The sequence below is a fragment of the Paractinoplanes tereljensis genome, assembly GCF_016862435.1.
Lineage (GTDB): Bacteria > Actinomycetota > Actinomycetes > Mycobacteriales > Micromonosporaceae > Actinoplanes > Actinoplanes tereljensis.
The window spans coordinates 366,816-390,142 of the sequence record NZ_BOMY01000013.1 but is presented as its reverse complement, the minus strand read 5'-3'; the positions used below and the strand labels follow the sequence as shown (position 1 = coordinate 390,142).

General features: G+C 68.0%; 25 protein-coding genes and 4 tRNA genes. 20 read left to right on the top strand and 9 right to left on the bottom strand.

Annotated features, from left to right (window positions below; translation table 11 throughout):
- Positions 1–47 precede the first annotated feature (47 nt).
- The 7 genes from Ate02nite_RS11155 to htpX all read right to left on the bottom strand — a co-directional run bounded on the left by Ate02nite_RS11155 (position 48) and on the right by htpX (position 6,256).
- On the bottom strand, positions 48–638 hold the full coding sequence (locus Ate02nite_RS11155) for a GNAT family N-acetyltransferase (protein ID WP_239147285.1): 591 nt from the start codon (positions 636–638) through the stop codon (positions 48–50).
- A 345-nt stretch (positions 639–983) separates the two neighbouring features.
- Positions 984–1,235, bottom strand: a complete 252-nt coding sequence (locus Ate02nite_RS11150) for a winged helix-turn-helix domain-containing protein (RefSeq protein WP_203803284.1) — start codon at positions 1,233–1,235, stop codon at positions 984–986.
- A 699-nt stretch (positions 1,236–1,934) separates the two neighbouring features.
- The gene (locus tag Ate02nite_RS11145) at positions 1,935–2,945 is read right to left on the bottom strand and encodes an LLM class flavin-dependent oxidoreductase (protein WP_203803282.1); all 1,011 of its coding nucleotides are present in this window, start codon (positions 2,943–2,945) and stop codon (positions 1,935–1,937) included.
- Positions 2,946–2,994: 49 nt separating this feature from the next.
- A complete protein-coding gene (locus tag Ate02nite_RS11140; protein ID WP_203803280.1) occupies positions 2,995–3,447 on the bottom strand; it encodes a DUF1707 SHOCT-like domain-containing protein in 453 nt (150 codons plus the stop codon).
- A gap of 20 nt (positions 3,448–3,467) precedes the next feature.
- Positions 3,468–3,938: a DUF4396 domain-containing protein gene (locus tag Ate02nite_RS11135; RefSeq protein WP_203803278.1), complete on the bottom strand. Its 471-nt coding sequence runs from the start codon at positions 3,936–3,938 to the stop codon at positions 3,468–3,470.
- 67 nt (positions 3,939–4,005) lie between these two features.
- Complete coding sequence (locus Ate02nite_RS11130) at positions 4,006–5,250, bottom strand: MFS transporter (RefSeq protein ID WP_203803275.1); 1,245 nt, start codon at positions 5,248–5,250, stop codon at positions 4,006–4,008.
- A gap of 136 nt (positions 5,251–5,386) precedes the next feature.
- Entirely contained in the window at positions 5,387–6,256 is an 870-nt protein-coding gene (gene htpX / locus Ate02nite_RS11125) for a zinc metalloprotease HtpX (protein WP_203803272.1), read from the bottom strand.
- 102 nt (positions 6,257–6,358) lie between these two features.
- On the opposite strand from htpX, the gene Ate02nite_RS11120 reads away from it, so the two are divergent.
- Positions 6,359–6,832 carry a GNAT family N-acetyltransferase gene (locus tag Ate02nite_RS11120; protein ID WP_203803269.1) on the top strand — a complete coding sequence of 158 codons (474 nt, stop codon included), beginning with the start codon at positions 6,359–6,361 and terminating at the stop codon, positions 6,830–6,832.
- A gap of 41 nt (positions 6,833–6,873) precedes the next feature.
- On the opposite strand, the gene Ate02nite_RS11115 is transcribed toward Ate02nite_RS11120, so the two are convergent.
- Positions 6,874–6,957, bottom strand: a tRNA-Tyr gene (locus Ate02nite_RS11115).
- Positions 6,958–7,107: 150 nt separating this feature from the next.
- On the opposite strand from Ate02nite_RS11115, the gene Ate02nite_RS11110 reads away from it, so the two are divergent.
- From Ate02nite_RS11110 to Ate02nite_RS11095, 4 genes are read left to right on the top strand one after another with little or no spacing between them, the layout of a single operon-like run.
- A complete protein-coding gene (locus Ate02nite_RS11110) occupies positions 7,108–7,599 on the top strand; it encodes a YajQ family cyclic di-GMP-binding protein (protein WP_203803266.1) in 492 nt (163 codons plus the stop codon).
- Between the two features lie 30 nt (positions 7,600–7,629).
- Positions 7,630–7,947: a hypothetical protein gene (locus Ate02nite_RS11105; protein ID WP_203803263.1), complete on the top strand. Its 318-nt coding sequence runs from the start codon at positions 7,630–7,632 to the stop codon at positions 7,945–7,947.
- Positions 7,948–7,970: 23 nt separating this feature from the next.
- Positions 7,971–8,582 carry a LysE family translocator gene (locus tag Ate02nite_RS11100; RefSeq protein WP_239147284.1) on the top strand — a complete coding sequence of 204 codons (612 nt, stop codon included), beginning with the start codon at positions 7,971–7,973 and terminating at the stop codon, positions 8,580–8,582.
- Between the two features lie 9 nt (positions 8,583–8,591).
- Entirely contained in the window at positions 8,592–9,395 is an 804-nt protein-coding gene (locus Ate02nite_RS11095) for a sulfurtransferase (protein ID WP_203803260.1), read from the top strand.
- On the opposite strand, the gene Ate02nite_RS11090 is transcribed toward Ate02nite_RS11095, so the two are convergent.
- The gene (locus tag Ate02nite_RS11090) at positions 9,392–9,649 is read right to left on the bottom strand and encodes a hypothetical protein (protein WP_239147283.1); all 258 of its coding nucleotides are present in this window, start codon (positions 9,647–9,649) and stop codon (positions 9,392–9,394) included. The two genes, Ate02nite_RS11095 and Ate02nite_RS11090, sit on opposite strands and share 4 nt — an antisense overlap.
- A gap of 538 nt (positions 9,650–10,187) precedes the next feature.
- Between Ate02nite_RS11090 and Ate02nite_RS11085 the strand changes: the two genes are divergently transcribed.
- The 15 genes from Ate02nite_RS11085 (at position 10,188) to rpoB (ending at position 23,323) form a co-directional block, all read left to right on the top strand.
- A complete protein-coding gene (locus Ate02nite_RS11085) occupies positions 10,188–12,716 on the top strand; it encodes a putative bifunctional diguanylate cyclase/phosphodiesterase (protein WP_203803254.1) in 2,529 nt (842 codons plus the stop codon).
- A gap of 92 nt (positions 12,717–12,808) precedes the next feature.
- Positions 12,809–12,881 (top strand) — tRNA-Thr (locus tag Ate02nite_RS11080).
- A 47-nt stretch (positions 12,882–12,928) separates the two neighbouring features.
- A tRNA-Met gene (locus tag Ate02nite_RS11075) sits at positions 12,929–13,001 on the top strand.
- A 104-nt stretch (positions 13,002–13,105) separates the two neighbouring features.
- Complete coding sequence (gene rpmG, locus Ate02nite_RS11070; RefSeq protein ID WP_203803251.1) at positions 13,106–13,273, top strand: 50S ribosomal protein L33; 168 nt, start codon at positions 13,106–13,108, stop codon at positions 13,271–13,273.
- Between the two features lie 72 nt (positions 13,274–13,345).
- Entirely contained in the window at positions 13,346–13,795 is a 450-nt protein-coding gene (locus Ate02nite_RS11065) for a MaoC family dehydratase N-terminal domain-containing protein (RefSeq protein ID WP_203803248.1), read from the top strand.
- 2 nt (positions 13,796–13,797) lie between these two features.
- Positions 13,798–14,178, top strand: coding sequence for a MaoC/PaaZ C-terminal domain-containing protein (locus tag Ate02nite_RS11060; protein WP_203803245.1), 381 nt, complete (start codon positions 13,798–13,800; stop codon positions 14,176–14,178).
- A gap of 110 nt (positions 14,179–14,288) precedes the next feature.
- Positions 14,289–14,361 (top strand) — tRNA-Trp (locus Ate02nite_RS11055).
- Between the two features lie 105 nt (positions 14,362–14,466).
- Positions 14,467–14,844, top strand: coding sequence for a preprotein translocase subunit SecE (secE, locus tag Ate02nite_RS11050; RefSeq protein WP_203803242.1), 378 nt, complete (start codon positions 14,467–14,469; stop codon positions 14,842–14,844).
- A 45-nt stretch (positions 14,845–14,889) separates the two neighbouring features.
- On the top strand, positions 14,890–15,615 hold the full coding sequence (nusG, locus tag Ate02nite_RS11045) for a transcription termination/antitermination protein NusG (RefSeq protein ID WP_203803240.1): 726 nt from the start codon (positions 14,890–14,892) through the stop codon (positions 15,613–15,615).
- Positions 15,616–15,681: 66 nt separating this feature from the next.
- Positions 15,682–16,392 (top strand): 50S ribosomal protein L1, encoded by a 711-nt coding sequence (rplA, locus tag Ate02nite_RS11040; RefSeq protein WP_203803237.1) that lies wholly within the window; start codon positions 15,682–15,684, stop codon positions 16,390–16,392.
- A gap of 70 nt (positions 16,393–16,462) precedes the next feature.
- Entirely contained in the window at positions 16,463–17,266 is an 804-nt protein-coding gene (locus tag Ate02nite_RS11035) for an ATP-binding cassette domain-containing protein (RefSeq protein ID WP_203803234.1), read from the top strand.
- Entirely contained in the window at positions 17,263–17,943 is a 681-nt protein-coding gene (locus Ate02nite_RS11030; RefSeq protein ID WP_203803224.1) for a hypothetical protein, read from the top strand. The genes Ate02nite_RS11035 and Ate02nite_RS11030 overlap by 4 nt, the downstream gene beginning before the upstream one ends.
- A 339-nt stretch (positions 17,944–18,282) precedes the next feature.
- The gene (gene rplJ, locus Ate02nite_RS11025) at positions 18,283–18,828 is read left to right on the top strand and encodes a 50S ribosomal protein L10 (protein ID WP_203803221.1); all 546 of its coding nucleotides are present in this window, start codon (positions 18,283–18,285) and stop codon (positions 18,826–18,828) included.
- Between the two features lie 54 nt (positions 18,829–18,882).
- Positions 18,883–19,266, top strand: coding sequence for a 50S ribosomal protein L7/L12 (rplL, locus tag Ate02nite_RS11020; protein WP_203803218.1), 384 nt, complete (start codon positions 18,883–18,885; stop codon positions 19,264–19,266).
- Between the two features lie 616 nt (positions 19,267–19,882).
- Positions 19,883–23,323 (top strand): DNA-directed RNA polymerase subunit beta, encoded by a 3,441-nt coding sequence (rpoB, locus tag Ate02nite_RS11015; protein WP_203803214.1) that lies wholly within the window; start codon positions 19,883–19,885, stop codon positions 23,321–23,323.
- The last annotated feature ends 4 nt before the right edge of the window (positions 23,324–23,327 follow it).

The following is a 23,327-nucleotide window of genomic DNA, read 5'->3' as shown; positions in this document are numbered from 1 at the left end:
GTTGGCCCGAGGCACCCCGACATTGACCTGAAGCACCTTGCCGTCACTCACGAGAACTCCACCACCACTCGATCCTCGACAGGCCGGTACCCCAGTCGCTGGTACAGCCCGTTGCTTGTCGGATTGGCCAGGTCGGTGAAGAGCACGACGGCCTCGGCCCCCTGGTCGAGCGCACTCTGCGTGGCCGCCGTGGTGACCGCGCCGGCGTAACCGCGGCCGCGGTGCTCCTTGGGCGTGTAGACCGTCTGGACACGGCTCATGCCAGCATGAATAGGGGAGCGGGTAGCCGCCGAGACCGGCACGCCGTCAACCTCCCACAGCAGAATCCCACCGTAGCCGAGCCGCTCGTCGATGGCAGCGCCCCCATCTGCCGGCTGCCGCTCCCCGATGTCATCGTGAAACGCAGCGTCCCAGCGAAGCAGCAGCTCCCGGTCGCCGTGGTCGGCCACCCGGGCCCGCCCACCAGGCGCGGCCGGCGGCGTAAGAGCGTCCAAAAGGTACAGACGGCTACGCAGGTCGACGGTCGCCTTGGCCCCGGTGAGCTCCCGCCACCCAGCGACAAACTCATCGATCGAGTCAGCCAACATGTTCACCCCGCTGAGCGCCCGCCCAGCAAGCACCTCAACGGCCGCAGGCACAGCCTCAGCCGGCAAAGCGGAAAACATCATCGGATGCGGCGGCGTCTGCACCAGCAGCCCACCAACATCCCCACCAGGCAAACGCCAGAACCCGAAGACAGGATCCCCCGCCCCGTACGCATGCAGCCCGCGCCGCCGAAGCGTCCCAACAAGCGTGAGAAGCACCGTGTGCTGAACAGGCCGAGCCCGCAAGAACTCCCCCGCAGCGTGCTCAAAGGCCTCAACGTCCGCGGTCAGCTCCCAAGCCATCCCTTCATCCTGGCCGCCCAGCCAGCCGAACGCACCCGATTAACAAGCGTGTGTGAAGAAGGAGCCTGCGGCAACTGCAGGGCAGCAGTGGAACGCTCAGCAGATCAACGATGGCCACCAACAGCGGACTGGCGAGTCGCGCACGTAGACCCCGACGCCCGCCAGCGTCTCGGTGATGCCCTTGATCCTCAGGATCTGCATCGCGCGATCGATGACCGGCGCCGTCACCTCATAGTGAGCGGTCAGCTCACGGCGACTCGGCAGGCGGGAACCGGGCGGAAACTCTCCAGCTTCGATCCGCTTCTCCAGGTCGTCGCCGATCTCTTCGTATCGGTAGCGCGGCGGCACAGTGATCCCCTCGGTTGGCTTCCCGAGTAGATCACCCATAGCTAGCCAAAGCGCTAGCTATGGCAACTTGTCAGTGAGCAACCTCGGTTGGCACTTAGGTAGCTCAGGCAGCGCGGTAGATCCGCCCCGATCTACCCGTGGCCGAGACGAAGGCCCGGAGCATTCACAGTGCCCTGGGCCTCCGCCTTGCGAACTTTACGACGACTCGAATCTAGGGACAGAGCGCTCGAGGATCGGTGCGCGCCCGCTTCCCAGGAACTGCCCGCTCCGCGCGGGACCGGCTTCCGGAAACTGGCCGCTTTGCCCGGAAAGAAAGATCCCTTTTCCGTACGCGCCGGTCCACTCCCGTGGCACTCGGTCCCGGTAGGTGCAGCTCACCCTCCGCGCGCCCGCCACGGGCGGTCCCGGCCCAAGACCCCAACCGTCCACGCCGGCTCACCGACATTGAAGGCTTACCGCTCGGGGCGAACAGGAACTCCGCAAGATCGCGTGCTCACCGGAGGTGCGCAGAGCAGCGCGTATTGGTGAGCAAAGCAAAGCCCGCCAAAGGGTGGGTGTCCGGTTGCGCGAGGGGCGCGGCACATGCCGGTGATGCACGCTGGTCGCGCGGTGGCGGCGGTCGGGGGGAATTGCGGTTGTCGACGGCGTCGCCCGTACCGAAAGGGCTTTGTTTCTCGCGACCTTGATCCTGAAAGGTTTCTAAAGTCCCCAGGCCTTCGCGATCCGGGCCAGGGAATCCTGCCTGGTTGCCGGGTCGTAGACCGTTCCGGCCAGGATCAGCTCGTTCGCCCCGGTTCGCGCGACCAGCTGGTCGAGGTCGGCGACGACCTCCTCGGCCGTGCCCGCGTACTGCGTACCCGGCAGTGAATCGAGCATCGCTCGGTCCAGGTCGGACAGTTCGACCGTGGCGGCCTCGTCGGGCGAGATGATCGGGCCGAGCCGGCCGGTACGCAGGCTCAGCGCCATGATCCGGCTGGGGCCGGCCAGATAGCGAGCCTCCTCGGTCGTCTCGGCGGCGATCACCGAGGCGCTCACCATCACGTGTGGCTCGGGGTGCTGCGGCGACGGCTTGAAGCCGGACCGGTAAAGGTGCAACGCCGACTCCACATCGGAGCTCATCGCGAAGTGGTAGGCGTAACAGAACGGCAGACCGAGAGCAGCCGCAACCTGAGCCCCGTACGTCGAGGAGCCCAGCATCCACACCTCAGGGTAGGTCTCGGCGGCCGGCGTCGCCTGCAGCCGGGCCCCCGGCCCGGCGTCGATCCGGTCGTCGCCGAGCAGCGCCATCAGCGTCTGCAGATGTTCCGGGAACTGCTCGACCGTGAGGTAGGGAGAAACGCCGCGCAACGCCGCCGCGGTCGCCTGGTCGGTGCCCGGCGCGCGGCCGATGCCCAGGTCGATGCGGCCGGGGTGGAGCGCCTCCAGGATCGCGAACTGCTCGGCCACCACGAACGGCATGTGGTTGGGCAGCATCACGCCGCCGGAACCCACCTTGATCTGCCGGGTCTGCGCGGCCACCGAGGCGATCAGCACCGGCGGCGCGGTCGACGCCACGGCCGGCATGTTGTGGTGCTCGGCCACCCAGAAGCGGTGGTAGCCCAGCTCGTCGGCGGTGCGGGCGATGTCGAGGGTGCCGCGGAGTGCGTCGGCGCTGCTGTGCCCCGCGCGAACGGTGGCCAGATCGAGCACGGAAAGCGGGACACGCGTCATGTCTGTGACATTAACGCGGCTCCCGATCAGAGCCGGTGTGACCTGGGCTTCAATGCCGCTGGCTGCGGATCGCCTGGACCCCGACGGTGACCGCGCCCAGCGCCGCCCCGGGCACCAGCATCCAGACCGGCCACGGGTAGATCGGGTCGTCCACGGTCGCCACCACCAGCCCGAAAACCACCAGGTTGACCACGGTGAGGGAGGCCCAGATGGTCCAGAGAACCAGCAGCGCCGTCGGCATCCGGCGCGCCTCGCGGCGCTTCTCCGCCTGCCGGCGGGCGGCGACGTCGGTCGCGCTGAGACCGGGCCGCGGCAGGTCCGAGACAAGGACCAGCAATTCCTTGTACGTCCTAGCCGCGTACGCGTCGCGCACCCGATCGTCGTACTCGTGGAGGGAGAGCCGCCCCTCGTCCAGGGCCAGTTTCAGCTGGTCGGCGACCTTCTGCCGATCGGCGTCGGCCGCTCGGAGCGTCTCGACATCGGTGCGGACCTCTTTCCCCATCGGACGCTCCTTCACGGCACTCAGTGATGGTGCTGATGCTCCTGCGCGTGATGGTACTGATGCGCGACCGCATGTCCCGCCCCGCGAGCGATCATCCAGCGATTGACCGGCACCGTGACGACGAACGCGATGGCCAGCGAGGCGATCAGGCTGCCCCAGAACAGCAGGTCGGCGAGGCCGGCGTCCATCGCGCCCGGGATGACGAGCAGGCTCCCGTTGTCGACCAGCTCCATCACCGCGATGGAGACGGTGTCGGCGGCCAGCGCGACGCCGAGCGCCCGCCGGAAGCCGACGCCGGCCGCGAGCACCGGCCGGATGGCCAGCGTGTAGCCGAAGAAGAAGGCCAGCACGATCGACAGCGTGATGTTGCCGGCGTTGTGCCAGCCCAGGGCGGTGCTGATCACCATCCCGAGGATTTCCCCGATGGCGCAGCCGGTGAGGCAGTGAAGCGTGGCGGAGATGGCCGCCTTGGTGAGCTCCCGCGATTCCATGCCGCCAACATACCCCTGGGGGGTATAAATGCAAGGGGTGAGTACCAAAAACGCCGATCGATGGGGGTCAGACTGGCTCGACCGCCAGGCGCCGTTCTTCCGCCCGCTGGTCGGCGCGGGCGATCGGACCGTGCGGCACCGCCGCCACCAGGGCCGCGACGAGCAGCACGCTGCCGGCGAAGACGAACGCCCACGGTAACCCGCCCGGCCGGTCGACGATCGCACCGGCGATCGCGCCCCCGGCGGCGCTGCCGCCGACCGAGACGGTGACCGTCCAGGTGTACGCCTCGTTCAGCATCGCGGCCGGCGCCAGACGCCCGACCAGCGTGTTGCCGACGGTCAGCGCGGGCGCGATGGTCACCCCGCCGAGCACCAGCGCCATGCCCAGATAGAGCGGACTCGGCATCAACGTCAGGATCAGGAAGCTGACCGCGACCGCCCCGAGCAGCCAGGCGAACTGCCGGGCCAGCGCCATCGCCGGCTGCCGGGTGCCGAACCAGATGCCGCCGATCGCACTGCCGACACCCCAGATCCCGAGGAGTACGCCACCGAGCCCGTCGCCGCCGCCGTGGTGACCCGCGTACGCCGGAACGATGACTCCGGCCGCGCCGAACGCCGTACCCAGCGCCACCACGCAGATCATCAGGGCGGGGAACCCGCCCGCGGTCAGCGGGCCCAGGCCTCGGGCCGCGTGCTCCGATTCGTGGCGGTGCCAGCGCCGCATCACCGGCAGCCGGGAGATCCAGGCGGTGCCCACGAAGGTGGCGAACGCGGCCGCCAGAATCGCGGTGGCCGGCCGATGCGTGATCACCACGAACGCCGACACCAGCAGCGGCCCGAGCACGAACACCAGCTCGAACAGGGAGGTCTCGGCGGCCAGGGCGGCACCGCGCAGGTGATGCTGGCCGGAGCCGGCCGCGGTCATGTTGTTCCAGCCGCGCCGGATCGCCGCGGTCAGCGGCGGATAGGTGGCACCCGCGATCGCCGAGGCCGCGAAGATCCACGGGAGCGAGGTCGCCAGCACCAGCCCGATCAGGGCCAGCGGATGCAGTACGGAGGTGGCCAGCAGGATCGGCGCCGGCCCGATCCGGTCGGCGAGCCGTCCCGCGATCGGGCTGACGGTGGCGCCGGCGACCGCGTAGACCCCGGCGTTGAGCCCGGCCGCCGAGTAGCTGCCGGTGGTCTGCTGCACGAGCAGGAGCAGGGCGAGCGGGGTCATGCCGATGCCGAGGCGGGCGAGAATGCCGACGCTGAGCAGGATCCGGCCGCCGGGGAGTCGCCAGACGCCAACGTACTGACGCAAAGCGGCCACCGTGCTCGCCTCCCCATGTAATGACCAAACCCGGTAATAGACCCTAACCGGGAAACATGTTGGAAACGAAGGGCCGGTGTCGCGGAACACACGGCGAAGGACCGCCCCGAACGGGACGGCCCTTCGTTGTCGGACGTCAGCGGTACTGGATGGCGCCGGCCTGCTCGCGCAGGCGGGCGATGCGCTGCTCCATCGGCGGGTGGGTGGAGAACAGGGCCGAGATGCCGCCGCCCCGGAACGGGTTGGCGATCATCAGGTGGGCGGCGCTGGTGAGCTGCCCGTCAGCCGGCATGGGCAGGCGCTGAGCCCCGTACTGAATCTTCTCGAGAGCGCTCGCGAGCGCGAGCGGATCGCCGGTCAGTGCGGCTCCCGAAGCGTCCGCCTGGAATTCCCGGTTGCGGCTGATCGCCAGCTGAATGACCGAGGCCGCCAGCGGCCCGAGGATCAGCATGAGCAGCAGCGAGGCCGGGTTCGGGCCGTCGTCGTCATCCGAGCCGCCGAGCGGCAGGAAGATCGCCAGCTGGGCGAACATCGTGATGATGCCGGCCAGCGCGCCCGCCACGCTCGAGATCAGGATGTCCCGGTTGTAGACGTGCGACAGCTCGTGCCCGATCACGGCCCGAAGCTCCCGCCGGTCGAGCAGCTGGGTGATCCCCACGGTGACGGCGACCGCCGCATGCTGCGGGTTACGCCCGGTGGCGAACGCGTTGGGCTGCATCGAGGGCGAGACGTAGAGGCGTGGCATCGGCTGGTTGGCGGTGGCCGAAAGCTCCCGAACCATCTGGTAGAGGGCGGGGAACTCGGCCTCGCTCACCGGCCGGGCCCGCATCGACCGAAGCGCGAGCTTGTCCGAGAAGAAGTAGCTGAACGCGTTCATGCCCACCGAGATGAACACGGCGAACACCAGACCTCCACTGCCACCGACCCAGTAGCCGATCGCCAGGATCAGCCCGCTGAGAAGACCGAGCAGGGCGGCCGTCTTGAGACCGTTGTGATGGCTGGACAACAGAAACTCCTTGGTGAGTGCGTATTGACGTGAACGCGTCTCACCTGCGTTTTCATCCGCCCAGGGCTGTGAATTCGCTGAACCCTTGCTACCGTCCGGCGCATGCCCGTGATCGCCCTGCGCCCGGTAGCCGACGCCGACGTCGAGCCCCTCTTCCAGATGATGCGCGACCCGGAGGCGGTCCGGATGGCCGCTTTCACCTCCGAGGACCCCGACGACCGCGAGGCGTTCGAGGCCCACCTGTCCCGCATCCGCGCAAACCCCGAGGTCACCAACCGGGTGATCACCGAAGACGGCGAGATAGTAGGAAACATCGCCTGCTTCGTGATGGAGGGCGACACCGAGATCACCTACTGGATCGACCGCTCCCGCTGGGGCCAAGGCATAGCGACGGAGGCCCTGACCCAGTTCCTGGACCTGGTCAAAACCCGCCCGTTGCACGCCCGAGCCGCAAGCGACAACGCCCGCTCCTTGCAGGTGCTGCAAAAGGCAGGCTTCGCCCCGATCAGAACCGAGGTCTCGTACGCCGCGGGAAGGTCCAAGGACATCGAGGAGACGGTCCTGCTCCTGCCCTGAGAAACGCGAAACGGCCCCGGAGCCCGGGGCCGTTGCTGTGCTGGTGGCGGGTAGAGGATTCGAACCTCTGTAGCTTTCGCGACGGATTTACAGTCCGCTCCCATTGGCCGCTCGGGCAACCCGCCTGGGCACACCGCTTCGGTTTCCCTCAGCAGCGGAGAACAGAATAGCCGTACCGTCGGCCCGTTTCGCAACCGGGTACCGTCGGCATGTCGGAGGCCGGGTCGCCGTGCCTCCGCGTCCATCGACGTACGCCAGCCCGCAGGAGTCTGATCATGGCAGCCAGCCCGTCCTTCGACATCGTGAGCAAGGTCGACAGTCAGGAGGTCGACAACGCGTTCAATCAGGCGGAGAAGGAGCTCGCCACCCGGTTCGACTTCCGGGGCACGGGCACCGTCGTCGCGAAGTCGGGCGAGGCCTTCACGATCACCTCCGAGACCGAGGAGCGGGCCGTGGCCGCGCTCGACGTGTTCAAGGAGAAGCTGGTCAAGCGGAACATCTCGCTCAAGTCCCTGGACGCGGGGGAGCCGCGGCAGTCCGGCAAGACCTACAAGATCGACCTCAAGGTCGTCGAGGGGATCGAGTCCGACAAGGCCAAGGTGATCAGCAAGAAGATCCGCGACGAGGGCCCCAAGGGCGTGCAGGCGCAGATCCAGGGCGACCAGCTGCGGGTCACCGGCAAGAAGCGGGACGATCTGCAGGCCGTGATCGCCCTGCTCAAGGCCGAGGACTTCGGCGTCGCCCTCCAGTTCACCAATTACCGCTGATCCACCCCTGATCGGGGTCAGACTGGGGCTATGAGCACCAGCACCTGGACCGTGGTGGTCGGCGGCGTCGCCGGGCTGGCGCTTGTCGTGTTCGGGATCGGGATGCTGGTCACCGGCCGGGCACCGGACGCCACCGCCCGGATGTTCCGCAGCGTGCGTGATGCCGGCTGTTACCACCTTCTGTTCGGGGCCGGCCTGACCCTCGTGGTGGTGGGCACCGCCGTGGGTGGCGGGATCGTCACGATTTTGACCACCGTGGCCGCGTTGGCGCTGGTGGGGTGGGCCCTGGTCCGGTTCCGGCCGCGTGGTCATCGTCGCACCGGCAGCCTGAGCGGTGGAAAGCACTGAGCGGTAACGGGTAGAAACGGCGTGTGGACCTGACACACGCCGTTCTTTCATTTGCGGTTCTGGGCGCCCTGCTGACGATCACGCCGGGGCTGGACACGGCTCTCGTACTGCGCGCCGCGGTGACCATGGGTCGCGGGCCGGCTTTCGCCACCGCGCTGGGGGTGGGCACGGGCGCGCTGATCTGGGGCGCGGCCGCCGCGGTCGGGGTTTCGGCCCTGCTCACCGCGTCCGAGGTCGGCTACACGATCCTGCGGGTGGCCGGCGCCGCATACATGATCTACCTCGGCGCAAAGATGATCTGGGGCGCCAAAACCGAGGAAACCGCCCACGACGCCCCGGCAAGACCGACGCTGTGGTCGACCTTCGGCCGCGGGCTGCTGACCAACCTGCTCAACCCCAAGGTCGGCGCCTTCTACGTGGCGGTGCTCCCGCAGTTCATCCCGGCCGGCGAGTCCCCACTACTGGTCGGCGTCCTGCTGGCCCTGGTGCACGACCTCGAGGGAATCCTCTGGTTCACCGCGATCATCCTGGGCGCCCGGGCCCTGCGCGGCCGCCTGAAAGGGCGCTGGATCGACGTCGGTACCGGCTCGGTGCTGGTCGGCTTCGGCGTGAAGCTCGGCCTGTCCAACCGATAACCTGGCCGCATGGTGATCGAACCGGTGGTCGGGCTGGACCGGGTGGACGAGCGTTGGGTGCTCGCCGACGTCAGGTACTACCTGGACGGCCGCTCCGGCCGGGCCGCCTACCAGGGTGGCCACCTGCCCGGCGCGATCTTCGTGGACATGGATCAGGATCTCGCGGCGCACGCCGGGCCGGCCGACGGCCGGCACCCGCTGCCGGAGGCCGCGGCCTTCGCCGCCCGGATGGCCGAGCTGGGCATCGGCGACGACGACACGGTGATCGCGTACGACGACGCCGGCGGCGTGATGGCGGCCCGCCTGGTGTGGATGCTCCGGGCCACCGGGCACGACGCGGCCCTCCTCGACGGCGGCCTGGGGGCATACCCGGGTGAGCTGGAGACCGCCGTGCCGCAGCGTCCCCGCGCGACCTTCACCCACCGGCCCTGGCCGGCCGATCGGCTGGCCGGCATCGACGAGGCGGCGTCCGGGTCCTTTGTGGTGATCGATGCCCGCCAGCCGGAGCGGTTCCGGGGCGAGTCCGAGCCGATCGACCCGCGGCCGGGCCACATCCCGGGCGCGCGCAGCGTGCCCTGCCGGGAGAACGTGGACGCCGACGGCCGCTTCCTGGCGCCGCAGGTGTTGCGCGAGCGGTTCGCGAAGGCCGGCGTCACCGCGGACAGCGAGGTCATCTCGTACTGCGGGTCGGGCGTGACCGCCTGCCACAACCTGCTTGCCCTGGAACGGGCCGGCTTCGCGCCGGCCCGGCTGTACCCCGGCTCCTGGTCGCAGTACAGCGCGACCGACCGTCCGGCCGCGACCGGCGACTAGAGGTCCAGCCCCTGCTCCTCGAGCCATCGGTTGTGCGATTCCCAGGCGGCCTGCTTGCTGCTGCCCAGCGCCGTACCGATCTGGGTCCACGAGGCACCCGCGCCGCGCGCCGAGCGCACCATGGACTGTCGCCCGTACCCGGCCTTGCGGATGACCACCTCGCTGAGGGCCAGCATCTCGAGCGCGTCGTCCTTGCTGAGCGGCGGTGAGTTTCCGTGGCTGTCACCGGCCATTGCGGCCATTGCGTCCCGCATCCTCAGCTCGTCGTACCGCGTTGTAGCGGTTGAGAGAGTGTGCTGTCGCTCCAGTTCGTCCGGTGAGGCCGCCATATCCGCCACTCTGGCGTCAGGCGCTCTTGACGTCAAGTGATCTTGACGACCAAGAGCCGAATTGCCCTCACTTACTTCCTTATATCCGGCAGAAAGCTGTCAATTTTGCTGGGTTGAATCCGCGCCGTACCTCAGCCGTTCGGTCAGGATTTAGGTATGGGGGTCGCCGAGTCGCACTTGAACACTGCCCATCGCACAACTGGTGTGGCACCATCATGTGACCCCCCACTGGGCAGTTCTAAACAACGCAGGAGCCAATGATGTTCACAAGGAAGCTGGGCCGCCTGCTCGGCTTGGTTTTCGTTCTCGCCGCTGCCGTCGGTGGTGTCGGCGCTGTGGCCGGGGCGCAAGACCAGAGCAGTACTCCCGCTGCTGTCGATTACACGAATCTAAACATCATCTGGGAGTGACTGCAGAACGCTGAGCAGCGCTGTGGTACAGCCTTGACCTGCGAGGGAGCATTATGGCTGGGCGTCCTGCAGCGCGGCGACGCTCTGCTCAATACGCGTGGCTAGTCACCAACCCTCTGGCCATCTTCGCGCTGATCTGCCTGATCTCCTTCTGGACGGCCCACCCGCGGTGGTATGCGGAGTGGGCCGGCGGTTTGATCGCGCTCGCGCTCTACATCGTCGCGGACATCGGTGTTCTTAACTTCGTGATCGGCCGAAGCGTCTTCAAGGTCGTGGTCACTGAGGTCCCGTTCGTCCTCGCGCTCTACTTCCTGCCGCCACCGATGGTGATCGTCGTCGGCACCCTCGCCCTGACGCTCGGGCAGCTGCGTGCCTCGATGCCGGCCACCAAGATGTGGTTCAACGTGGCCAAGGCCGGCGCGAGCGCGTCCATGGCGTTGCTGGTGATCGCCGCGCTGCCCGACATCCGCGGGGCCGGCCCGGGCACCTGGGCCATCCTCTTCGCCGCGGTCGCCGTCAACTTCCTCTTCGACCTGATCTGCCTGGCCGCCGTGATGAGCCTGGTGCAGGGCGTCCGAGCCGGCCAGGAAGTGCTCCGCGCGATCTGGACGCCGGCGCTGGTCTCCGGCATCAACGTCACCGTCGGCCTGGTCTTCCTGGTCGCCCTCGACGCCACCTGGTGGGCCGCCGTTCTGCTGACGGTGCTGGCCGCGGCGCTGGTCGTGGTGTTGCGCTCGCTCGCCGAGTTCTTCCGTCAGCACCGCACCCTGGCCGAGGTCTACGAGCTCACCCAGGCGATCCGCGAGGCCGGCACCGACACCAGCCTGCCCGATGTGCTGCTCGGCCGGGTCCGGGCCCTGATGCGCGCCGAATACGCCACGCTCTGGCTGGCGCCGCAGGGCCGGCACCCCGAGGTGCTGCTCACCGCCCGGGTGGAGAACAAGGGTCTGCTCGACCTGTCGACCACTCCGCCCGCGGTCCGCGCCCGCTCGATCGCGAACGGGAAGACGGTCACCGTCGGCCCGCGCCTGGAGTCGGACGACGACCTGCGCTCGGCCCTGAACGCCGCCAAGGTCAAGGACGTCGTCGTGGTGCCGTTACGGTCCGGCCGCACCACCATCGGCAGCCTCGAGGTGGTCAACCGGATCGGCGACACCCGCACCTTCCGTGACCCTGACGTCCAGGTGCTGGAGACGGTCGCCGCGCACGCCGCGGTGGCAGTGGAAAACTCGCGGCTGGTCGAGCGGCTGCGCTACGACGCCTACCACGACCGCCTCACCGGGCTGCCCAACCGCCGCCGGATCACCGACGCGCTGGCCGAGTCGGTCAAGGTGCAGGCCCAGGACGACGTGGTCGCGGTCCTGCTGGTCGACGTGGACGGGCAGCGGGACGTCAACGAGTCGATGGGGCACGGCGCCGGCGACAAGCTTCTCGCCGAGGTGGCCGAGCGGCTGCGCAGCATCGCCGGCCCGGGCGCCCTGGTCGGCCGGATCGGCGGCGACGAGTTCGTGGTCACGCTGCGGGTGGAGAGCACCGACGCGACCGTCGAGCTGGCGACCCGGATGCGGGAGCGGATGCGCGGGCCGATGACGGTCGGAAAGCTGATGCTCGACGTGGACACGGCGGTGGGTGTCGCGGTCTACCCCGACCACGGCGACGACCCCGAGACGCTGCTCCAGCGGGCCGAGCTGGCCGCCAACGCGGCCAAGGTCCTGCCGTACGGCGTGCAGCTGTTCCACCCGGCCCTGGAGTCCCGTGCGGTCCGCCGCCTGGGCATCGCGGCCGATCTGCGCAAGGCCCTCGACAACGACGAGCTGGACGTCTACTTCCAGCCCAAGGTCACCCTCCGCGACCGGCACCTGGTCGGCGTCGAGTGTCTGGCCCGCTGGCAGCACCCGACGCACGGCGAGGTGGCCCCGGAAGACTTCGTGGCCGTCGCCGAGCACACCGGCCAGCTCTCCCGGCTCACCGAGCGGGTCCTGACCGAGGGCCTGCGGCGTTGCCGGGAATGGGCCGACGCCGACCGCCCGCTCTCCATCGCGGTCAACCTGTCGGTCCGCACTCTGCTCGACTCGCGCTTCCCCGACCAGGTCGAGGCCCTGCTCACCCAGTACGGCGTGGCCGCCGCCCAGGTGACCTTCGAGATTTCCGAGCCGGGCATGCTCGGCGACATCGAGCGGGTGCTGCCGACTCTCTACCGCCTGCGTGATCTCGGCGTGCGGCTGAGTGTGGACGACTTCGGCACGGGTGCCTCGTCACTGTCCTACCTACGCCAGTGGCCGGTGCACGAGGTGAAGATCGACGACAGCTTCGTGCAGGGCATGGCGACCGACAGCGGCGACCTGGCGATCGTGCGGGCCGTGGTGAGCCTGTCCCGGGAGTTCGGTCTGACCGTGGTGGCCGAGGGCGTGGAGAGCGAACTGACCCTCGATCTGCTCGAGGAGATGGGCTGCGAGATCGGCCAGGGCTACCTGTTCTCCCGCCCGCTTCCGTACGAGCGGCTGGAGGCCTGGTTCAACGCTCAGACCGAGCCGGAGTCGACCCCCACGGGCGAGGTTCGCAGGCTCCGAGCGGTGATCTGACCTGCGGTTTTCCTGAGGTGGGGGAGTCGATTTCACCCCCGGGGGAGGGCCGTGTAGTCTTATGTCCGCAGCGAGCGAGAGATCGCACGCAAGCCCCCTTAGCTCAGTCGGCAGAGCGTCTCCATGGTAAGGAGAAGGTCTACGGTTCGATTCCGTAAGGGGGCTCTACCGGGTTCGTTCCCCGCCACAGGCGCAGGACTTGAGCCTGGCTTGGCGGTGTAGCTCAGTTGGCAGAGCAAACGGCTCATAATCGTTGTGTCGGCGGTTCAAGTCCGCCCACCGCTACTTGCGACGGGGGCCCTTACCGGGCCCCATTTTGCAGATCGGCCCTCCGAGGACGTAATCTCGTAGGTCGTTAAGTAACCCCGTGAGCAGGAAGGCACCTTGCCGTGGCCAAGGCGACCGACGTCCGTCCGAAGATCACCCTGGCGTGTACGGAGTGCAAGGAGCGGAACTACATCACCCGCAAGAACCGGCGTAACGACCCCGACCGCGTTGAGCTGAAGAAGTTCTGCCCGCGCGACGGCCGGCACACCCTGCACCGCGAGACGCGCTAAGCCAGCGCCCGCTCCAAAGCACCCCTCTGCGCCGTCCAGCTCACGCTGGGCGGCGCAGAGTAGTTTGTGGGCATGCCCCTGGACCAAGCCTTCGTCGGCCGGAAATATCCGCCCACCGAGCCCTACCTCGTCGGGCGCGAGAAGATCCGCGAGTTCGCCCGCGCCATCGGCGCCGCCGAGCGGGAGTTCCACGATCCCGAGGCGGCCCGCGCGATCGGCTACCCCGACGTCGTCGCCCCGCCCACCTTCCCGATCGTCTTCACGATGGCGTCCAGCCACGCGCAGATCGTCGAGGACCCGGAGCTCGGCATCGACTACACCCGGGTGGTGCACGGCGACCAGAAGTTCGTCTACGCCCGCCCGATCGTGGCCGGCGACGCCCTGGTGTGTGTGAACACGGTCGAGGACATCACCACTCGGGGCGGACACGACTTCATGACCACCCGCAGCGACGTCACGACCGAGGCCGGCGAGCTGGTTGTGACGGTCTGGGCCAAGCTCGTGCAGCGCGGGGAGGACTGACCATGGAAAAGACCTACCGCGTCACCCGGGCCGATCTGGTGCGCTACGCCGGTGCCTCCGGCGACTTCAACCCGATCCACTGGAGCGAGCGCTTCGCCAACAATGTGGGCCTGCCCGGTGTGATCGCCCACGGCATGTTCACGATGGCTCTGGTCAGCCGGGCCGTGACCGAGTGGGCCGGCGCTCCGGACACGGTTGTGGAGCTCGGTGTTCGCTTCGCCCGCCCGGTCCCGGTGCCCGACACCGACGAGGGCACCGAGGTCGTCGTGACCGTCACCGAGCGGGGCGAGACCGACGAGGGCCACACGAAACTCGCCGTCACGGCGACCTGTCAGGGCGAGAAAGTTCTGTCCCTGGCGCAGGCGGTTGTCCGGAAGAGGTAGGGCGGGTTGGGCTAACCCGGTGTGAACCCGTACACTGGTCCGCCGTGGGGCAGTGACCCCCTGAACCGGCCTGCGCGAAGCATGTCCGATCAGGGAAAGCGGCCCCACATAGGGGTGTAGCTCAATTGGCAGAGCAGCGGTCTCCAAAACCGCAGGCTGCAGGTTCAAGTCCTGTCACCCCTGCGCAACTCTCCTGACGTGCCCGCTCGGTGCGCGGTCCGCACGACCCCCGCGCCGGATCGAGCGCCGACGGGGGTCCACCACCACCGATCACGGAAGTAGGGCGGCATGGCCGAGAGGAACCGACCCGGTGACGCCGGCGATCCGGCCGACGACGAGGTCTTTGAGGATGCCGTCGCCGAGGACGAGATCGACGACGAAGACGAGCCGGTAAGCCGCGGCGGCGGTGCCGCCGTCAAGGAACGCACCAAGGGTTCCGACTCGCCGAAGGCCAAGAAGGAGACCCGCCGGACGGGCATCTTCGGCCGTATCGGTGGTTTCTTCCGTGAGGTCGTCAGCGAACTGCGTAAGGTCATTTGGCCGACCCGCAAGGAGCTCCTGACCTACACCACGATCGTGGTCGTCTTCGTGACGATCATGACCGCCATCGTGGCTGTCCTGGACTACGGGTTCGGCAAGGGCATCCTCTGGGCGTTCGGCGGCTGACGGCCGGCCGAGGTTCTCTGAAGACTGATCTGGAAGTGAGCGAGCGTGCCTGAGTACGACGACGACGAGACCACCCCGACCACCGACGAGCAGTCGTCGGTGGCCACGGTGGACGCCGACGAGTCGGTCGAGTCGGTCGAGGCCGCCCCCACCGAGACGGCCGTCGAGGAAGACGAAGACTTCGACCCGGTGCAGGAGCTGCGGCAGAAGCTGCGCTACGCCCCCGGCGACTGGTACGTGGTGCACTCGTACGCGGGTTACGAGAACAAGGTCAAGACCAACCTCGAGACCCGCATCACGAGCCTCGACATGGAGGACTTCATCTTCCAGGTCGAGGTGCCGACCCGCGAAGAGGTCGAGGTCAAGAACGGCAAGCGTCAGCAGGTCAACAACAAGGTCTTCCCGGGCTACATCCTGGTCCGGATGGATCTGACCCCCGAGTCCTACTCGTGTGTGCGCAACACCCCCGGCGTGACCGGCTTCGTGGGCGCCACCGACCGGGTCGACCGCCCGGCCCCGCTCTCCCTCGACGAGGTGCTGAAGTGGCTGGCCCCGGCGGTCGAGACCGAGGAGAAGAAGGCCAAGCCCGAGATCAAGGTCCTCGACTTCGAGGTCGGCGACTCGGTCACGGTCACCGACGGCGCGTTCGCCTCGCTGCCGGCCTCGATCAGTGAAATCAATGCCGACCAGCAGAAGTTGAAGGTTCTGGTCTCCATCTTCGGTCGCGAGACCCCGGTGGAGCTCAACTTCAACCAGGTCACCAAGATCTGACAGCAGTCAGTGGGAGGGGCTCCGATTCAGTGGGGCCCCGCCAACAACCACAGGAGTAATGAAGTAATGAAGCGCAGCAAGGCGTACCGCGCCGCAGCCGAGAAGATCGACCTGGCCAAGCTCTACGAGCCGGCCGAGGCGGTCAAGCTCGCCAAGGAATCCAGCCCCACCAAGTTCGACGCGACCGTCGAGGTCGCGATGCGACTGGGTGTCGACCCGCGTAAGGCGGACCAGATGGTCCGCGGCACGGTCAACCTGCCGCACGGCACCGGCAAGACGGCCCGCGTGATCGTCTTCGCCCAGGGCGCCAAGGCCGAAGAGGCCGTGGCGGCCGGCGCCGACGAGGTCGGCACCGACGAGCTCGTCGCCCGCATCCAGGGTGGCTGGCTCGACTTCGACGCCGCGATCGCGACCCCCGACCAGATGGCCAAGATCGGTCGGATCGCCCGCATCCTCGGCCCGCGTGGTCTCATGCCCAACCCGAAGACCGGCACGGTGACCGTGGACGTCACCAAGGCGATCAACGAGATCAAGGGCGGCAAGATCACCTTCCGGGTGGACAAGCACTCCAACCTGCACCTGATCATCGGCAAGGCCTCGTTCTCCGAGGAGCAGCTGGTCGACAACTACGCGGCCGTGCTCGACGAGATCCTGCGGGCCAAGCCGTCGGCGGCCAAGGGCACCTACCTCAAGAAGGTCACCGTAACCACCACCATGGGCCCCGGCGTGCCGGTCGACCCGAAGGTCGTGAAGGGCTTCAAGCCCGGCGAAGCCTGATCGAAGTAGATCGCTGAAGAAGGCCCTCGGGGGACACCCCGGGGGCCTTCTTTGTGGAAAGCTTTCGCCCGTGCGCTTCGACGGGGTCTGGTTCCGGTACGGAAGACGCGCCGACTGGACCCTGCGCGAGGTCGACGCGACGGCCGAGCCGGGCGCCACGGTCGTGGTTCTGGGCCGCAACGGCGCCGGCAAATCCACCCTGCTTCAGCTGGCCGCGGGCGTGCTCCGGCCCGCCCGCGGAGTGATCAGCGGCCGTCCGGAGACGATCGGCTGGGTCCCCGAGCGCTTCCCGGCCGATCAGCCCTTCACCGCCGGCGACTACCTGCGCCGGATGGCCCGCGTCCGTGCGGTCGCCGACCCGCACGCCGTCGATCGCTGGCTCGAGCGCCTCCTGCTCACCGAGCACATCGACACCCGCCTCGCCGACCTCTCCAAGGGCACCGCGCAGAAAGTCGGCCTCGCCCAGGCCCTGCTGCTCCCGCCCGGCCTGCTGGTCCTCGACGAGCCCTGGGAGGGCCTCGACGCGGTCGCCCGCACGCTGATCCCGGAGATCGTCGCCGAGGTGACCGAGGCCGGCGGCACGGTCTTGGTCAGCGACCATCGCGGCGAGATCACCGCGCTGCCCGGGGCGATCCACTGGACGGTCTCCGAACACGGCGTGCACGCCGAGGCGCCGACGGCGCCGACCGACTCGGACGAGGTGATCGTCGAGGTCGCGGTCCGCCGGTCGGAGGCGACCCAGGCGGTGGCCGAGCTGCGTGCCGCCGGTCACCGCGTGCTGCGCATTCAAAATCCAGAGGTACGCCGAGCCCACTCACCCATCGAACCCACCCCCGACCGAGAAGCTCAGCAGACCGAGCGGGGCTCCCGATGACGGCACTGGTAACCATGCGGGTGGCCGGGTTCGTGCGCGGCGGCCGAGCCCTGGCTCCGCTGATCGCCGTGCTGGTCGAGCTGGGCGTGATCTACGGCGGGGGAGCGTCCCCGGCCGCGGTTGCCTACGGCTATTCGGCGGCCGCCCTCTTCCCGGTGCTCGCCTGGCTCACCAAGCTGTTGCTCGACACCGAGCCCGACGTGCAGCGCCGGCTGGCCCGGCTGGCGGTCGGCCCGCGCCGGGAGGCGACCGCCGGAGTGCTCACCGCGGTCCTGCTCGCGCTGGTGGTCTGCGTGGCCGCGATGGTCGCGCCCTGGCTCTTCCACGGCATCGACACCAGGGTCGACCTCGGCGCCGGTCTCGCCCTGGGGGTGCTGGCCCACCTGCTGGCCGTGCCGGCCGCGGTGGCGGTCGGCGCGCTGGCCAGCCGGGCCGTGACCGGCAGTGTCCGGATGGGCGTGACGGTGCTGGTGGTGGCCTCGGTCCTGGTGGTGGTGCTGGGGCTGAGCGGCTCGGTCGCGCCCTGGCTGGTGCCGCCGGTGATGGCCACGGCCCGGGTCCTGAGCGGCAAGGACCTTCCGCAGCTCGGCACGCTGGTCCTGCTCGCCGGCTGGGCGGCCGGGTGGTGCGTGGCCGCCTTCGCCGGGTACGGATGGCTCCGCCGGGCCCGCGCCTGACCGGTCGGCCACGGTGCTGGTCGGCGCGGCACGGGAGTGGGTGCTTTGAAGCCTGAGGCAGGGGCGGCGTGATTTGGCGGTTGCGATGAGACCGCGTACTCTTCATTTCGAAGTTCCACCCATAGACCACTGGTCGCCGCAATCACCGTCGCGAGACGGAGATCGCGGCCGAAGGTCCCGCAGGATGCGGGCGACCCGCGCAGGGGAGAACGGTTCGTGAAAAAGGTTCATGTTTTCCTCTGAGCCTGATTCCGCCCCGTGCGCCCTGCGCCGGGGCGTTTCTCATTTGCGGTTCCTTCTCCCCAGACCAGTGGCTTTGAGCACTGAGAGAGGAGGGACATGGCGGACAAGCCGGTCCGGGCTGACAAAGCCAATGCCGTTTCCGAGCTGACGGACCACTTCCGTAACTCGGCGGCCACCGTGTTGACCGAGTACCGCGGCCTCACGGTCAAGCAGCTCACTGAGCTGCGGCGCTCACTCGGCCAGGAGACCAAGTACTCCGTTTCGAAGAACACGCTGGCCAAGCGGGCAGCAAACGAAGCGGGCATCGAAGGTCTCAACGAGCTGTTCACCGGTCCTACCGCGCTCGCCTTCATCAGCGGCGACCCGGTCGAGGCAGCAAAGGGTCTTCGGGCCTTCGCCAAGGCCCACCCCGTCCTGAAGATCAAGGGCGGCGTTTTCGAGGGCAGGGCGATCACGGCCGACGAGGTCAACAAGATCGCTGACCTCGAGTCGCGTGAGGTTCTGCTGGCGAAGCTGGCCGGAGCCATGAAGGGCAACCTGACCAAGGCAGCCGGCCTCTTCCAGGCCCCGCTGTCGCAGGTGGCTCGCCTCGCGGCCGCCCTGCAGGAGAAGCGCGAGCAGGACGCTCCCGCGGAGGCCTGAGCCACCGCGCACCAGTACGACTTTTTGATCAGAAGCTAGGAAAGGTTGCCAGATATGGCGAAGCTCAGCACTGACGAGCTGCTTGACGCGTTCAAGGAAATGACGCTGATCGAGCTGTCCGAGTTCGTGAAGCAGTTCGAGGAGACCTTCGAGGTCACCGCGGCTGCTCCGGTCGCCATCGCGGCCGCCGGCGGCGGCGCTGCTGCCGCGCCGGTCGAGGAGGAGAAGGACTCGTTCGACGTCGTCCTCGAGGGTGACGGTGGCAAGAAGATCCAGGTCATCAAGGTCGTGCGCGAGCTGACCGGCCTGGGCCTCAAGGAGGCCAAGGACGCCGTTGAGAGCGCCCCCAAGGCGATCCTCGAGGGTGTCAACAAGGAGAAGGCCGAGGCCGCCAAGGCCAAGCTCGAGGGCGAAGGCGCCAAGGTCACCCTCAAGTGATCTAAGGCTCTACTGTTTTTCCTTGCGAATGGCGGGGACCCATGCTTTGGGTCCCCGCTTTTCCGTTTTCGACCCCGTTGCTCCTGGTGGCGGGCTTGCCATCGGCTGTCGTCCAGCCGACCGGCAAAGCCGGTTTAATCGGGCAAAGCCTCGGGTATCGTCGCTAGCACGTGCCCGTCACCCGGCGGCACGAGTCCGACCCACGGCGCAGCCCTTGACTGAGTGTCCGCTGACAGGCACGCTGACAACAGCAAGTTTCCGCGCTTGCGACAGCCGCCCTGTGGGTGGTCCGATGTTCAACGGGCCTTCCGCAGACGGCACCCGAGGGAGATTCGCCGCGTTCTGAGCGGCCCCGCGTTTGGCACTGACCATGGAGGCGCAGGTCAGAGGCCGCGGGGACACGTTCCGCAGGCCCCCTCTGGTGTGGGCTGGACAGCGGTTAGCCGAGCGGCTACACTGCTAGTTTGCGCTGCCTTCTGCCTTGAGCCCTGCCTGGACATCCACCCGGATGAATTCCTGGGGGCTCGTTGTAGTGCCTACGAACGAGGGCAACGCAAACAGTTGCATACCGCAGCTGCAGCCGCATCAGCAGCACCGGTCCTCGGAAGGACGCATCTTGGCAGCTTCCCGCCCTGCGAAGACCAGCCGTACGTCGAGCGCTTACGCACCCCGCCGTGTCTCTTTCGGCAGGATCACCGAGCAACTTGAGGTCCCCAACCTTCTTGCCCTCCAGACCGAGTCTTTCGACTGGCTGGTTGGCAACGAGGCTTGGCAGGCCCGGTCGACGGACGACCCGAACGCCCACTCGGGCCTCGCAGAGATCCTCGAAGAGATCAGTCCCATTGAGGACTTCTCCGGCACTATGTCACTGTCCTTCTCGTCTCCGCGATTCGACGAGGTGAAGGCCTCGATCGAGGAGTGCAAAGAGAAGGACCTGACTTACTGCGCGCCGCTGTTCGTGACCGCGGAGTTCACCAACAACACGACTGGCGAGATCAAGAGCCAGACCGTGTTCATGGGTGACTTCCCGATGATGACCCCCAAGGGGACGTTCGTCATCAACGGCACCGAGCGGGTCGTCGTGAGCCAGCTCGTCCGCTCGCCGGGCGTGTACTTCACGAAGGAGCCGGACAAGACCTCCGACCGTGACCTGTCCAGCGTCAAGGTCATCCCCAGCCGGGGTGCCTGGCTGGAGTTCGACATCGACAAGCGCGACACCGTCGGTGTCCGGATCGACCGCAAGCGCCGGCAGGCCGTCACCGTCCTGCTCAAGGCGATCGGTTGGTCGGCCGACCAGATCCGTGAGCGGTTCGGCTGGTCCGAGCTGCTCATGACCACGCTCGAGAAGGACCACATCGCCGGCCAGGATGAGGCTCTGCTCGATATTTACCGCAAGCTCCGCCCTGGCGAGCCCCCGACCCGGGAGAACGCGCAGACCCTGCTCGACAACCTCTTCTTCAACCCGAAGAGGTACGACGTTGCCAAGGTCGGCCGTTACAAGTTCAACAAGAAGCTCGAGATCGACGTCCCGATCGTCCGGGGCACGCTGACCGAGGAAGACGTCGTCAAGACCGTGGAGTACCTCTGCCGGCTGCACGCCGGTGAGGAGGGCTACGAGGCCGACGACATCGACCACTTCGGTAACCGTCGCCTGCGCACCGTCGGCGAGCTCATCCAGAACCAGGTCCGCGTGGGCCTGTCCCGGATGGAGCGCGTCGTCCGTGAGCGCATGACGACCCAGGACGTCGAGGCCATCACGCCGCAGACCCTGATCAACATCCGCCCCGTGGTGGCTGCGATCAAGGAGTTCTTCGGCACCTCGCAGCTGTCCCAGTTCATGGACCAGACCAACCCGCTGGCGGGCCTGACCCACCGGCGTCGGCTGAGCGCGCTCGGCCCCGGTGGTCTGTCGCGTGAGCGGGCCGGCTTCGAGGTCCGCGACGTGCACCCGTCCCACTACGGCCGGATGTGCCCGATCGAGACGCCTGAGGGACCGAACATCGGTCTGATCGGCGCGCTCTCGACGTTCGCGCGGGTCAACCCGTTCGGTTTCATCGAGACCCCGTACCGCAAGGTCGAGGAAGGCACCGTCACCGACGAGGTGCACTACCTGACCGCGGACGAGGAGGACCGGTACGTCAAGGCGCAGGCGAACGCCACGCTCGCGGCGGACGGCACCTTCGCTCAGGATCGCGTCCTGGTCCGCCGTAAGGGCGGTGAGGTCGACTACGTGCCCGGCACGCAGGTCGACTACATGGACGTGTCGCCGCGGCAGATGACCTCGGTCGCCACCGCGATGATCCCGTTCCTCGAGCACGACGACGCGAACCGCGCGCTCATGGGCGCGAACATGCAGCGTCAGGCGGTGCCGCTGGTCAAGGCCGAGGCCCCGCTGGTCGGTACGGGTATGGAATACCGTGCCGCCGTCGACGCCGGCGACGTTGTTGTCGCCGAGGTCGGTGGCGTGGTCGAGGACCTGTGTGCCGACTACGTGACGGTGCACCAGGACGACGGTCACCGCCGCACCTACCTGCTGCACAAGTTCCGCCGCTCGAACGCCGGCTCCTGCGTCAACCAGAAGCCGGTCGTGTTCGAGGGTGACCGGGTCGAAGCCGGCCAGGTCGTCGCCGACGGTCCGTGTACCGACGAGGGCGAGATGGCCCTGGGCCGCAACCTCCTCGTCGCGTTCATGTGCTGGGAAGGTCACAACTACGAGGACGCGATCATCCTGTCGCAGCGCCTCGTGCAGCAGGACGTGCTCACCTCGATCCACATCGAGGAGCACGAGGTCGACGCTCGGGACACCAAGCTCGGCCCGGAAGAGATCACCCGCGACATCCCCAACGTCAGCGAGGAAATGCTCGCTGACCTGGACGAGCGCGGCATCATCCGGATCGGTGCCGAGGTTGTCCCCGGCGACATCCTGGTCGGCAAGGTCACGCCCAAGGGCGAGACCGAGCTGACCCCCGAGGAGCGGCTGCTCCGCGCGATCTTCGGTGAGAAGGCGCGCGAGGTCCGGGACACCTCGCTGAAGGTTCCGCACGGCGAGACCGGCACGGTCATCGGCGTTCGCACCTTCTCCCGCGAGGACGGCGACGAGCTTCCCCCGGGCGTGAACGAGCTGGTCCGCGTCTACGTCGCGCAGAAGCGGAAGATCCAGGACGGCGACAAGCTCGCCGGCCGGCACGGCAACAAGGGCGTCATCTCGAAGATCCTGCCGGTCGAGGACATGCCGTTCCTGGAGGACGGCACCCCGGTCGACATCGTGCTGAACCCGCTCGGTGTGCCCTCGCGGATGAACATCGGCCAGGTTCTGGAGACCCACCTCGGGTGGATCGCCAAGACCGGATGGTCGGTCGAGGGCGAGGACACCGAGTGGAAGCGCCAGCTGCGCGCGATCGAGGCGCACGAGTCCGTCGCGGACTCGAACGTCGCGACCCCCGTCTTCGACGGTGCGCAGGAAGAGGAGATCAAGGGTCTCCTCGAGTCGACGCTGGTCAACCGTGACGGTAAGCGGCTGGTCAACGGCGATGGCAAGGCGCAGCTGTTCGACGGCCGCTCGGGTGAGCCGCTGCCGGACCCGATCTCGGTCGGCTACGTCTACATCCTGAAGCTGAACCACCTGGTCGACGACAAGATCCACGCACGGTCGACCGGCCCGTACTCGATGATCACGCAGCAGCCGCTGGGCGGTAAGGCCCAGTTCGGTGGCCAGCGGTTCGGCGAGATGGAGTGCTGGGCTATGCAGGCCTACGGCGCGGCTTACGCGCTGCAGGAACTGCTCACCATCAAGTCCGACGACGTGCTCGGCCGCGTGAAGGTCTACGAGGCCATCGTCAAGGGCGAGAACATTCCGGAGCCGGGTATCCCGGAGTCCTTCAAGGTGCTTCTCAAGGAACTGCAGTCGCTGTGCCTGAACGTTGAGGTGCTGTCCAGCGACGGTGTGGCCCTGGAGATGCGCGAGACGGACGACGAGGTCTTCCGGGCCGCGGAGGAACTGGGTATCGACCTGTCCCGGCGCCCGAACGAGGGCGTCAGCAGCGTCGAGGAGATCTGACGGA

Coding starts and splice junctions, on each gene's coding strand:
- Ate02nite_RS11105 (WP_203803263.1), top strand. CDS start 7,630: ATGAGCACCAGCACCTGGACCGTGGTGGTCGGCGGCGTCGCCGGGCTG.
- Ate02nite_RS11030 (WP_203803224.1), top strand. CDS start 17,263: ATGACGGCACTGGTAACCATGCGGGTGGCCGGGTTCGTGCGCGGCGGC.
- Ate02nite_RS11135 (WP_203803278.1), bottom strand. CDS start 3,938: ATGGAATCGCGGGAGCTCACCAAGGCGGCCATCTCCGCCACGCTTCAC.
- rplJ (WP_203803221.1), top strand. CDS start 18,283: ATGGCGGACAAGCCGGTCCGGGCTGACAAAGCCAATGCCGTTTCCGAG.
- Ate02nite_RS11120 (WP_203803269.1), top strand. CDS start 6,359: ATGCCCGTGATCGCCCTGCGCCCGGTAGCCGACGCCGACGTCGAGCCC.
- rplL (WP_203803218.1), top strand. CDS start 18,883: ATGGCGAAGCTCAGCACTGACGAGCTGCTTGACGCGTTCAAGGAAATG.
- Ate02nite_RS11145 (WP_203803282.1), bottom strand. CDS start 2,945: ATGACGCGTGTCCCGCTTTCCGTGCTCGATCTGGCCACCGTTCGCGCG.
- Ate02nite_RS11095 (WP_203803260.1), top strand. CDS start 8,592: ATGGTGATCGAACCGGTGGTCGGGCTGGACCGGGTGGACGAGCGTTGG.
- Ate02nite_RS11140 (WP_203803280.1), bottom strand. CDS start 3,447: ATGGGGAAAGAGGTCCGCACCGATGTCGAGACGCTCCGAGCGGCCGAC.
- Ate02nite_RS11085 (WP_203803254.1), top strand. CDS start 10,188: ATGGCTGGGCGTCCTGCAGCGCGGCGACGCTCTGCTCAATACGCGTGG.
- Ate02nite_RS11065 (WP_203803248.1), top strand. CDS start 13,346: ATGCCCCTGGACCAAGCCTTCGTCGGCCGGAAATATCCGCCCACCGAG.
- Ate02nite_RS11090 (WP_239147283.1), bottom strand. CDS start 9,649: ATGCGGGACGCAATGGCCGCAATGGCCGGTGACAGCCACGGAAACTCA.
- Ate02nite_RS11060 (WP_203803245.1), top strand. CDS start 13,798: ATGGAAAAGACCTACCGCGTCACCCGGGCCGATCTGGTGCGCTACGCC.
- Ate02nite_RS11110 (WP_203803266.1), top strand. CDS start 7,108: ATGGCAGCCAGCCCGTCCTTCGACATCGTGAGCAAGGTCGACAGTCAG.
- rplA (WP_203803237.1), top strand. CDS start 15,682: ATGAAGCGCAGCAAGGCGTACCGCGCCGCAGCCGAGAAGATCGACCTG.
- secE (WP_203803242.1), top strand. CDS start 14,467: ATGGCCGAGAGGAACCGACCCGGTGACGCCGGCGATCCGGCCGACGAC.